The organism is Mycobacterium sp. TH-M106, assembly GCF_057473765.1.
Window position 1 is genome coordinate 1 of sequence record NZ_JBYCLE010000616.1, and the last position, 1256, is coordinate 1256.

The 1256-nt window shown below is 68.4% G+C and carries 3 protein-coding genes; 1 reads left to right on the top strand and 2 read right to left on the bottom strand.

Annotated features, from left to right (window positions below):
• On the top strand, positions 1-137 hold a 137-nt coding region (locus AC2VOP_RS20850), incomplete at its 5' end, for an arginine deiminase family protein (RefSeq protein WP_486962733.1).
• 65 nt (positions 138-202) lie between these two features.
• Here the strand turns inward: AC2VOP_RS20850 and AC2VOP_RS20855 are convergent.
• Both AC2VOP_RS20855 and AC2VOP_RS20860 read right to left on the bottom strand, forming a co-directional pair.
• A complete protein-coding gene (locus AC2VOP_RS20855; RefSeq protein WP_428899824.1) occupies positions 203-1051 on the bottom strand; it encodes a DUF559 domain-containing protein in 849 nt (282 codons plus the stop codon).
• A 110-nt stretch (positions 1052-1161) separates the two neighbouring features.
• The coding region (locus AC2VOP_RS20860; protein WP_486962734.1) for a hypothetical protein at positions 1162-1256 on the bottom strand (95 nt) is incomplete at its 5' end.

Genomic DNA, 1256 nt, shown 5'->3' on the forward strand with positions numbered 1-1256 from the left:
ACGAGCGCAACGTCCAGACCAACACCCGGCTGCAGGAGGCCGGCATCGAGGTGCTGACCATCGCGGGGTCCGAACTGGGCACCGGCCGCGGCGGCCCGCGCTGCATGTCCTGTCCGGCCGCCCGCGATCCGGTCTAGCCCGGTCCAGCTCTGCTGCGCCGAGATTGCCGCCACGGTTGTGCCCGCGGCCCGGATCGCAGCCCTCACGGCACTCTCGGCGCCGACCTCCGTGCCAGCACGTCAGCTGCCCGCCGGACGATTGCCGCCGGCCGGTCTTCCTTGATCACCCTGATCACGCGCCAACCCAGGCGATCGAGCATCTCGGCGCGACGAATGTCTTTGACGTATTGCCGTCGATCGGCGCGGTGCTGGTCGCCGTCGTACTCGACCGCCACCATCGCCTGCTCCCAGCCCATGTCGAGATAGGCCACGTCGTGTCCGTCGGTCACTTTGATCTGTGTGACCGGCCGCGGTAGACCACCGTCGATGAGCACCAGTCGCAGCCAGGTCTCCTTGGGCGATTGGGCGCCGCCATCCATCAACGAGAGCGGCGTCCGGCATTGCCGCACGCCGCGTGTTCCCGGGTGGCGGGCGATCATCGGTGTCACCGCCGCGGCGGTCAGTCCCGTCGCGGCCGACAGCGCGTCGAGGTGGGTCACCGCGAGGCTCCGGGGCAGGTGCCGCGCCAGGTCGAATGCCGTGCGCGCCGGATTGGTCACACGGAGCCCGCCCAGGGCCGTGATGTCCTCATCGCCGATTCGTTCCCGGCGAACGATGATGCCCGGCGGTGGATGGTGGAAGCCACCGACGATTTCGATCGGGGTGAAGTCGTCCACCCATTTCGCTCCGTGCAGCGCCGCGGCCGCGCGGCCGGCGATGATCGCCCTGCGCCCGGACCACAAATACGCCGCGTGGATATCTTCTCGCAGCGACCTGGTCGCGTTCTTGGGCAGGTATACATCACGATGGACTTGCCGGTGATTCCAGCGCAGCTGGCCCCGGGTCAGCCTGCCGTGCGCTATCGCTTCGCTCCCGAGAAATACGCGAGTCACGCGGCCATGATGTGCGCGACGACCGACAGTGCGCCGAGATTGCCGCCACGGTTGTGCCCGCGGCCCGGATCACAGCCCTCACGGCAATCTCGGTGCGACCGATCGCGAACTCACCGCCAGCTGGGCAGCCAGATCTCCATGTTCCAGGTCTGTTGCGAGATGGGCAGCCCGGTGAGCACCGGGAAGAGCCAGGCGAAGTTGGTCG